This window comes from Pseudalkalibacillus sp. JSM 102089 (assembly GCF_041366475.1).
Lineage (GTDB): Bacteria > Bacillota > Bacilli > Bacillales > Guptibacillaceae > Guptibacillus > Guptibacillus hwajinpoensis_B.
The window spans coordinates 20,555-30,609 of record NZ_JBEWYW010000020.1 but is presented as its reverse complement, the minus strand read 5'-3'; the positions used below and the strand labels follow the sequence as shown (position 1 = coordinate 30,609).

Sequence of the window (10,055 nt, the reverse complement as noted above, 5' to 3'; positions counted from 1 at the left end):
ATAAAAAATTCCCCAGTCTGGACCATCACTCTACACTCCATGTCTAAAAGTTATATAGAATGATTATCCGTTATTAGTGGGGAATTTGGTACCGTTGTTATAAGGGATTTTATCACCGTTACTAACACCTGCCCGATTGCTTAATACCAATTATTTCAAATAGCCCTTACTTTCACAAGCCAATATTCTATTTGAGCCTACTAAGCATACTAGTTCTAGAGTATTTTTAGGTGATAAATGCCGAATTGTAAAAAATATCCCATATTCTTAAGATAGGCTACTGGTTATGATAATCTATAAAACAAGGAGTTACCCCTAACTCCTTCCCCCTTGAAATAATATAAAATAATCCAAGCCCCCACACCTAAGGTGTAGGGGCTTGCTGTGTGTATTATCTTGCCACTAAGATAGAGTCTATGTTCTCGCAGAATTGATATTATACAAGAAGTTAAATTCATTAAAGCTAACCAATGAAATACCCCCCTTCTAGATATATTAGGACTATGAATCGGCTACACTCAGTTAGACAAATAAATTAAGGTCAGATAGACTTTATTAAAACCTTTATTAGAGGAGCGTCTATTATGACCAAACGAACACGCCGTACGTTTACTAAGGAATTTAAACAACAGATGGTTCAACTACATGAAAACGGTAAGCCAAGAAGTGAAATTATTAAAGAATATGAGTTAACGCCATCTTCATTGGATCGGTGGATCAGTCAGTTTTCGAAAAGCGGTTCATTTAAGGAAAGCGATAATCGTTCTTCTGAAGAAACAGAGCTCATGAAGCTGCGAAAAGAAAACCAGCGTTTAGCGATGGAGAATGATATTTTAAAGCAAGCCGCGCTGATCATGGGACGAAAGTAAATGTGATTCACAATAATCGTCACAAATACTCAGTATCAGCAATGTGCGACGTCCTACAACTGCCTCGAAGTACCTTCTATTATGAAGCAAAAGCGTTAGCTTCAAATGACGATGAACTGAAAGAGGTCATTCGAAAAATCTTTTACAAAAGCCGCCGAAACTATGGAACACGTAAAATCAAGATTGAACTCAAGAAAGATGATTGGATTGTTTCAAGGCGCCGGATTGGACGTATTATGAACGAATTGGGCCTTGTTTCAAAATATACAATCGCTCAATTCAAACCTACGAAAAGCTCGTGTAATGAGTCTGAGCAGGCAAATGAATTGAATCGAGAATTTCATCAGGATCAACAGTTGAAAGTCGTTGTCAGTGACTTGACTTATGTTCGTGTGGGTCAAAAATGGCACTACATCTGTGTTTTTGTCGATCTATTTAATCGCGAAATAATTGGTTACAGTGCAGGTCCACGAAAAGACGCCAGGCTTGTCTATCGTGCTTTTTCTTCCATTAAAGGAAACCTGCATGACATTGAGTTATTTCACACAGATCGTGGCAATGAGTTTAAGAATAAGTTAATTGATGAGGCTTTAGAAACCTTTCAAATTAAACGCTCCTTAAGTTTCAAAGGATCACCATATGATAACGCTGTCGCTGAGGCGATGTTTAAGGTCATCAAAACCGAGTTTGTTTATCATGCCCACTTCGAAAACCAGGCACAGCTAGATATTGAACTTTTTGATTACGTGCACTGGTACAACCACATCAGAATCCACGGTACTTTGGACTATTTAAGTCCGATTGAATACAAGTCTAGGAACCTTAATATAGCTTGCTAGTTTAGTGTTGACATTCCACGAGGTATCGGAGAGACCAGTTCACGATTATTTATAAGGTCACCCAACAATACCCGGATTTAATTGATACTGTTTTGACCAAGTGCACGACAGAAAAGCTCTGCAATGCGAATGATTTTCGTGATATCGCTCATCACCTTGATGCTTTACGAGATGAGCCGGTTGAGGAAGTACAATCTTTTTACATGAGTCCACCAAAACACTCTCATATCAAAGCCTCTATTCGTTCTCTAGATGCGTACACTAGCATTTTAGGAGGTAGAGCGTGATGAATAAAACAGTACATGAACTACAAGATCAATTCCGTCAGCTACGCCTAGCAGAGACTGCGGAGGAGCTGCCACAGCTTCTTCGCGAAGCTGAAAAAGCATCATGGACCTACTTGGAATTTTTAGAGTCTATCACTCGATACGAATTAGCTAAACGTGAAGCGAAAAACCTAGAGAAAAGAATGAAATGGGCACGCTTCCCTTTCGTGAAGTCATTAGATGAGTTTGAGCTGAAAGGACAAAACGTTCTGACGGCTCGTCAGCTTTCTCAACTCCGAGAATTAAGCTGGCTGGAGCAACAGTATAATCTGATTCTTTTAGGCCCTCCTGGCATCGGAAAGACGTATATCGCAATTGGGCTCGGACTTGAGGCTGTTTACAGAGGGTTCAATGTTTATTTCGCTACAATGGGCGAACTTGTACAGCTTCTAAAATCAGAAGAATACCTGAACAAATCTAAAGTTCAGCTTAAGAGAATTAGAAATGCCGACCTAGTGATCATCGATGATTTAATGTATATGGCCATGGACCAAAGAGAAGCAAACCTATTCTTTCATTTAATTAATCATTTATACGAACGAAGTTCGATTATCCTGACATCAAATAAGAGTCCAGATGAATGGGGCAGTTTAATCGGAGACCAAGGTATCACCACAGCGATTTTAGATCGCTTACTTCATCGTGTGGAAGTGATTCATGGTGGTGAAGAAGAGGAAAGTCATCGGATGAAAAATCGAAAGAGCATTTTTTAAGCAGAAGTGTAAAAAGGAAACGAGCAAAAAGTGTAAAATTCAACTTGACGTCTACATATTTAACTGCTTCCTCTACAAGCTGTTGATTTGCTAAAACAGGTTTTTTATTAGGAACATACCATTGAGAAACGCCATCTTCCATCTCTGCTGCGGTTACAATTAGAATATCTCCATATTGAACCTCATGAGATAATCCACCAAAATATCCAGTTTGAATAAAGGTTTCAGTTCCAAGAACCGCAAAACGATGTGCAATTGCTGCAGCTATCGGACCTCCAAAGACATTAGCAAAACCAACTTTATTAACGTTATATTCACCAACTATAGCATTCCAACTTGGGATCCATTGTTCCTGTTTCAAAATATCTTTCCAGGTAGAAAGGTTCCACTCATGATCCCATTGACCATGTAAGATAAAAGATTTTGGAATTGCATCTTCTTTTATATTGAGTGCTTTTATCCAATCATCTTTAGTAAAATCACCGTATAATTTCAAGACATCGCTTCCTTTACTTATTCAGTAGTTTTAATTAAAGTTCGAGAATTGCTCCGATATTTAGCAAAATAGCCTATTGTTTAATTTGAATTTCACTAAGAAATTCTGGCATTAATAAAGAGAGAGGTTCGGAAGAGTTTATACATTGCCTTCTCTCTTTCATAGGTAACGTGCACTTTATCTATGAAATTTAGTTTATCACCTTTAGAACCTGCACATAATGGTTATCAATCGGATTACCCTTTGGTCTGTAAACTTAGAGTGTTATTCCGAGCAGCGCCATCGCTTGAGCTACTTTCCTGATGAAAAACCCTAGACTGTGGGGAGGAATCTGAACCCGAAAAAAAACAGCAACTTTATGTGTTAGCCTGGTGACGTGACGGCTAGAATTGGCGAGACGGTTCTGTTATTCATCATGAAGATGAATCAAAAGTGCTCCTCAATCCAAACTTTGATTAAGGAGCATGATTATGGAATACTTCTATTTCAGGTCTCTAATTAAGTGGTTCCTGAGAACACCCCTCGCGATTCGTGCCTCTATGCCTTTCATATAAACATAGGATACTTTATCTTCATTAGATTAGTAGTTTGTACACCTGATAAAAACATGGTTAAAGGGTAAGTATAACGATCTAAGTTCAATAGTTCTTTTATACCTTTAACATCATAAGACAACATTGGGTATCTTCCTAAATCAGAATGTATAGAACTGGTTACTAAGAAACCTAATTGAACACCCGCACTAATGTTTAGATAACGATAAGTTCTATTGTGCACTTTACATGAAGTATTATAATTCCCAGTTAGAATGAAGGTTGCACCAATTTTATTGACATCAAGTGTAGGATGAACAATGTATTTCTTTATATCTTGAGTTAAGTCCTTTTCTTCATGCAAATCCAAGACATGAGAATTGGGATTATATGAGTATAGTCCAGGGGATAAACCTGTTACATTGCGTACAATTATATAGATACGTAATAGATTCGGAATACCTTTAAACTTCTCTATATCTTTAAATGACCTATAAAGAACATTACTAAATCGTTCTATATTTATTGCTTCTTTTTGGAAAAAGTTGAATGTCGTGTATCTAGTGTACAAATACTTGTCTACTTCTATACCCTTAATTGGTTTAGGTTTCGGTAGCTTGATACTAGTAATCGTTTCAAGACTATTTTCATTTGATTTCTTGCTTGGCAACTCAATGTCTTCTTCTATTTTTGTACTATTATGGAAATCAATAATAGTATTATAGTTCTTACTGAAGGTTTGAGGTAAATTATGATTGTTTAATTTATTCAATTTTTCATTACTTGATAAGGCTCTAGGTATTGTTTCACTTTCATTTAAGTTCTTGTCTGAGATTTTACATACTCCTAAAACTCCTTCACTTTCATCTAAGCCAAGTATTTCAGATAATTGTTCATCGTTAAAGTTTAAGTAAAATAGAATATCATTTTCCAAGTAATTAGTAATATCGTATATTCTGTGGAGCAAAACACCAGTATCTATATTTTGTATCCGATAACTCCAATCGGTGTATCTATACGAGTTTTTATCAAGCAGACAAGTTGTAAATAATAGAAAGTCTTTTTCACTAACTGAATTCAGTTTAAATACCGAATCTATTACCTTCTTTATTTTAACACCTGTCTTTATCAAGGTTAGTTCATGAGAATATGGATCATAGTGATAAATACCGCGATCTATAGTCACTGAATCCATATTTATTAATACATATATTTCATTTGGATACAGTGCACCTCCAGATGGGATCGGTCTTTTAAATTGTCTTATAAAAGGTGCATTCGCTCTACAAGAAGCATGCCAGTTGGTAATACCATAAGTAAGAAATAATAAGATAGAAACCCGATCTATCAAAGAGTTTCCTCCACTAATAATTGGTTTCAACTTAATCTTTTTGTGCATACGATCATATTTCTTTGACCAACTCTTCAAATTCGGATCCAAGTTCTCAAGTGGTTTATGGGAGATTTCAAGATACTTTGTATAATTATCACTAATCGACATACATATGACCCTTATTCTGTGATTCTAATAATTGCTGCTTCCAGTCTATACTATAAAATTCTTCTACTCCGTTAGCTATTAAATAACACAAGTAAATTCGTTCAAGCGTGGTAAGTCCAAGTTGCCTAAAAGTCATATAGAGAAAGCTAAATGACATGCGAATCGACCTAAAGTAATTGCTTTGGAGTAACTCATTTATTCCATCTTGAGAATAGAACATTTGATGAAAGGAACTTAATTCATCAACGACCCAATGCTCTGGTACACCATTTTCTAAATAGAAAGCTTCTGCATCTTTTATATCAATAGGGTTTAGATTACCTTTGGCAACTTCACTTTTTATTTCTTCATTAAACTCCAAGAAAAACTTTTTCCATTTAGAAGCCTCATTATCTATTTCGCTATTCTCTGCTTTTTCTAAAATGTTTTGTATCGTATCCTTGTTATTTATGTAGTTAGCTTCAAATTTCTCTCTTATCTTCCCACTAGTATCATATGCATGGAGAATACTCTCTGAGTGAGACCTATAACTAAGATAAGTCCTCTTAGGATCCCCCAGACTATGCAACAATGCAACCATTATATTCATTAAATACATATAACGTTTGCTCTTATCATCGATAGTTTTTTCAATGAGGGATACGACCAGTTCTGAAGTATTAACAAAGTACTTTTCGATAAACTTCTTTCCTTTTTCCCCCAGGTTTGAATGGATATCATAATCCGATTTAATATAAGAATTATTCTTAAAGATGCTGTCTTCTTTTTGAGCTATCATTTCCATTTTGTATAACTCATTCATATTTCTTTGTAACTTATCTAAATTCACCTTTTCAGAAGGGTTGTCTTCTAAATACAAATCAATCTGTTTTTCAAATATAGTTTCAACTTCATTTTTAAAGTGAGAATCTTTTAAGTACATATTTAGTTGAATATGTGGCCCATTTTCCCAATGTCTATCAAAATAATATGAATGAATAAACTTCTCCATTTTCAAACGTTTCATAACAGGTATAATTCCGTTTAGAATAAGAGCATCTTTATAAGATTGATGATAAAAAATTTTATAACTTACCCACATGTCCCCATCTCCCTATATCGTTACAGATTCACTCAGAATAAATGCTAAATAAGATTCTTCGAAGAAGTTCACACCTAACCTATTATTATTCATATGCATATATGAATGAGTAATCGATTGTAAGACCTTTTCCAAATCCTTATCCTCTACACTCTCCCCATTTAGAGGATTTATCAAATTACCTTCTTCATGTATTTTCCTCAGCTCTTTATATGCTTCTTTATGTTTCATAAACCAGAGCAGATATAAATCCTTGCTGCTTGCTGCTCCAGCTGTTTCGGATAAAACTCTCTCAAATAGATTTTTAACATGTGACACATATTTCTTCTTATTACGACTGAATGCTTCGTTCGAGTTCTCGATAAAGCTTTCACGTAATCCCTCATTATCTGTGTAAACCTTATAGTAATTAGAATAATTCTTAAAATACCTGACCGCATCTATACTTAATTCACTATAAGATAGGAAGGTAACATACATTAAGTCTTTTGCGATTGATAATACTTCCTCTTTTTTACGATAGTTAGATAAAATAGCACAAGTCAGATCACTAGATATTTGGAATAAACTTTGTGCTAACTTCATTGCTTCTCTTCCACCATATCGTTTATATTCTTGATAATAGGTAACATTTTTAACACTGTTATTTTGATGGATTACTTTTGAATACTCACGTTTTTCTCCAACCATTAAATTACTATAGTAGGCTTTAACATCAACGTCACCCATAGAAGGACTTTTCTTTAAATAATTATCTATATACTCGGTGACAAAACTCTCCAATAAGTCATATTTCTCATTCCTTACATAAAATCTAACTCGTATATGAGGCCCACCTTCCCAATACCTCATAAAGAAATACTTTTTGACGTATTCCTTGTTCCTCACATCCTTAAATAAAGACTCTAAACACTCATATATTAGTTGATTTTGTCTAGAGATATCATGATAAAATACATGGATAGATAGCCAGCGATACAAACTCATTTCTCCTTATTGAATCTAAGTAGTTTACTTAGAATTTACTAAATTAAACTCTATTCCTTTTCTTATTTACCTCTACAATTACCTCAGATGTATAACTTCCTTCATCACCTTTTACACTTTGATTAGAAAATTGGGGATGAACATTTTCTAACACAATAAATTCATGTGCTAGCTCACAGTATTTCTCGAAATTTTTTATTGACAATGGGTTTTGAAAATCTACATACTGAGGTTTTATATAGGCGATATTCAATTGATCTGTGTTTTTGTTTAAAGAACGAGCATGATAGTAATCATTTTTCAAGCTCATAAATACTCTTGTGGGTAATCCCTTTTCAAAGGTCCATTTTTCATATTTTTGAAGATAATCCAAATCGGACATATTTTTTGATTTGGCTGGTATCTCCTTAAGAGGTATCCACCATTGTTCCCTACTAATTGTTACACTCTTATAACTCACTTGAGGAATATGGACTATTCTACTTTTATCTAACTGAGACAGACCGTTATAGTATTCGAAAGCGATCGGTATATTTGAATAAGAATATGGAGTAAATAGGAACAATAACTTATATAAAGAAGGCAATAGAAACCAATTTAAAAAACCCAAATATAACGGGTGTATTATTTCTTGAGTATGTTTGTTTTTAAGATATAATTTATTTTCACTCTTTGAATGGACTATTATTATATCTTCTAGGTATATTCTGTATTTAGATTCTCTACTAGATTTAATTCCTGGATAGGAAATCTCATACCTGGTGATCGGGGTATGGATATTTGCATTAAAACCAAAAACACCATTTATTTCTGCAAAAATCTCATTTTCTGGGAGTAACTTATTATGCAACTCTCTCACCACGGAAGCAAACTGTTCATTTTCATCCTCAGGATACAAATCGTCAAATCTAGACATAAACTGACCATATCCTGATCCTACTCTATTAACTACGCTTTTCAATTTTCCGTCTTCTTGATAGGGTTGAAGAAAGAAACTGTTTGAAATTACTTTACTGCTTTTAATACTTTTTGAATTATAGTCTTTGAGCCAACTTTCCGAAATTTCAATACACTTTTCATTGTTTTTATTTGAAATTTGTTCGTATATATAATGGTGAAATTTATTTTTATTTCTGTTATCACTACTACCACCTTCATTATTAGCAGTATTATACCTTTGGTACCGCTCAAGGAGGGGGATAACTTCGTCGCATTCACCTTCTTCACCGAATTCCTTAACAAACCAGTCTCTAAATTTATCGATTTCATCAGTAGTCGAATAACTCGTATATAATGGAAGTAGCTCTTCCAAAGATTCTTTTATGTCTTTCCAATCGTCTAACCCTGTTTTGATTAATCCGTCACTGTAAGAGGTATCTTCGAAAATTAAAGGAGTATACTCTTTGTGACTTACGTTTAATATTTCACAAGATTTCTTATAATTATTTTGTATGTTACGTAATAATTTTAACCGTAATTCTGGGTTTGATCGCTCATATATTAAAACTGACTCTCTAATTTCTTTTAACTCTTCCAATAATTTCAATGACATTTGATGTTCTATTGTAGATAGAACTTTGATAAGGTCGTCTATTATATGTTTCGTGTTGTCTACTATATTTAAACGGCACTCGATAACTCCTAACGATATTAATTTATCTATAAATGCATACAATTGCTCTTCATTATGTGAATTATTAGAGTTAAGAATAGTATTAACAATATCTTGCTTTGTGATTGACTCTGCATTATCAATAGTATATAAAATAGTCTCAATAGTTTTATTGGTCTTAAAGTTAACCAAATCTTCCTTCTGATTAACGGATTTACTTATAATATTTTCACTACTGTTAGTAGTTTTCAAAAAATGAACATATCCATTTTCAATACTTACTGTTCTATTAACTTGTAATGAGATTTTCCTATTTAAATCTTTGTGGTTTTCTATTGCTTGAACAAGGTAAAGTATTGGTAAATGATTTATTCTGATTACAAAGTTTTTTCTTAATTGATCGTTAATAGTTATGAATGAAGAAGAAGTACTTTTATTAGTAAATTCTCCAAATGCTATAGGAGTGAACGTACTAAATGGACTTGTTTTTGTCGCGACCCTACTTATATACGTATATAAACTTTTTTCTATCTTTCTCATTTTTGCTTTTTGATCATTAATAGGTGTATTAATATAGCTTGTTAACTTTTCATACAAACCTTCACTAGACAATAAAACACCTTTTTGGAAATCTTCTTTCTTCACTAAATCTTGCATGAACGTTCTCTTTCTTATCGCTTCCTCTTCTACAATAAGAGGTAATTGCTGGTTGAGAAATAGTAACCTTTCCATTTTGTTAAACCAATCATTAAACAACTTTCGATTGTTTGCTTCTAAACTAGAAGTCAATTCCGCAAAAAACGCTAGGTCCCTTGGAAACTTATTTTTACTAACGTCTTGTTTCAATTTTATTATTTTCTTTCTTCTAGTATCCTCTTCTTCAGTTTTAACTAGAATATAGAATTCCTCTAATAACTTCTCTTGTATAGGTACTAATTCTTTCAGAAATAAATTTTTCTCATTTATAAGTTTTATTGTCTCTTCAAATCTTAAATTATCCATTACCGACGAGGGTAATCCGCTAATTCTAAGTAAAAAAGTTGGTGATAAGAAGAATTCATTAAGGAGTGATTTTTTTTCGTAAGTATTTTTCAAGCA

General features: G+C 33.6%; 7 protein-coding genes and 1 pseudogene. 3 read left to right on the top strand and 5 right to left on the bottom strand.

Going from position 1 to position 10,055, the window contains the following annotated elements:
* Positions 1-584: 584 nt before the first annotated feature.
* The 3 genes and pseudogenes from ABVF21_RS21900 (at position 585) to istB (ending at position 2,747) form a co-directional block, all read left to right on the top strand.
* Positions 585-1,708, top strand: a protein-coding gene (locus ABVF21_RS21900; protein ID WP_371019005.1) for an IS3 family transposase whose coding sequence is annotated in 2 segments (ribosomal slippage) — positions 585-834 and positions 834-1,708 — 1,125 coding nt in all. Because the reading frame shifts where the segments join, the coding sequence is not laid out codon by codon here.
* 20 nt (positions 1,709-1,728) lie between these two features.
* Positions 1,729-1,995 (top strand): annotated as a pseudogene (locus ABVF21_RS21895) (IS21 family transposase); the annotation flags it as partial.
* Positions 1,995-2,747 carry an IS21-like element IS643 family helper ATPase IstB gene (istB, locus tag ABVF21_RS21890; RefSeq protein WP_371019004.1) on the top strand — a complete coding sequence of 251 codons (753 nt, stop codon included), beginning with the start codon at positions 1,995-1,997 and terminating at the stop codon, positions 2,745-2,747. The pseudogene ABVF21_RS21895 and the gene istB, both read left to right, overlap by 1 nt.
* Here the strand turns inward: istB and ABVF21_RS21885 are convergent.
* The 5 genes from ABVF21_RS21885 to ABVF21_RS21865 all read right to left on the bottom strand — a co-directional run bounded on the left by ABVF21_RS21885 (position 2,644) and on the right by ABVF21_RS21865 (position 10,052).
* Entirely contained in the window at positions 2,644-3,243 is a 600-nt protein-coding gene (locus ABVF21_RS21885; protein WP_371019003.1) for a hypothetical protein, read from the bottom strand. The genes istB and ABVF21_RS21885 overlap by 104 nt on opposite strands.
* Positions 3,244-3,789: 546 nt before the next feature.
* Complete coding sequence (locus ABVF21_RS21880; RefSeq protein WP_371019002.1) at positions 3,790-5,277, bottom strand: SagB family peptide dehydrogenase; 1,488 nt, start codon at positions 5,275-5,277, stop codon at positions 3,790-3,792.
* Positions 5,267-6,358 (bottom strand): lantibiotic dehydratase C-terminal domain-containing protein, encoded by a 1,092-nt coding sequence (locus ABVF21_RS21875; protein ID WP_371019001.1) that lies wholly within the window; start codon positions 6,356-6,358, stop codon positions 5,267-5,269. The genes ABVF21_RS21880 and ABVF21_RS21875 overlap by 11 nt, the downstream gene beginning before the upstream one ends.
* Positions 6,359-6,370: 12 nt before the next feature.
* Positions 6,371-7,339: a thiopeptide-type bacteriocin biosynthesis protein gene (locus tag ABVF21_RS21870; RefSeq protein WP_371019000.1), complete on the bottom strand. Its 969-nt coding sequence runs from the start codon at positions 7,337-7,339 to the stop codon at positions 6,371-6,373.
* A gap of 49 nt (positions 7,340-7,388) precedes the next feature.
* Positions 7,389-10,052: a lantibiotic dehydratase gene (locus tag ABVF21_RS21865; protein WP_371018999.1), complete on the bottom strand. Its 2,664-nt coding sequence runs from the start codon at positions 10,050-10,052 to the stop codon at positions 7,389-7,391.
* Between the last annotated feature and the right edge of the window lie 3 nt (positions 10,053-10,055).

Coding starts and splice junctions, on each gene's coding strand:
- ABVF21_RS21875 (WP_371019001.1), bottom strand. CDS start 6,358: ATGTGGGTAAGTTATAAAATTTTTTATCATCAATCTTATAAAGATGCT.
- istB (WP_371019004.1), top strand. CDS start 1,995: ATGAATAAAACAGTACATGAACTACAAGATCAATTCCGTCAGCTACGC.
- ABVF21_RS21880 (WP_371019002.1), bottom strand. CDS start 5,277: ATGTCGATTAGTGATAATTATACAAAGTATCTTGAAATCTCCCATAAA.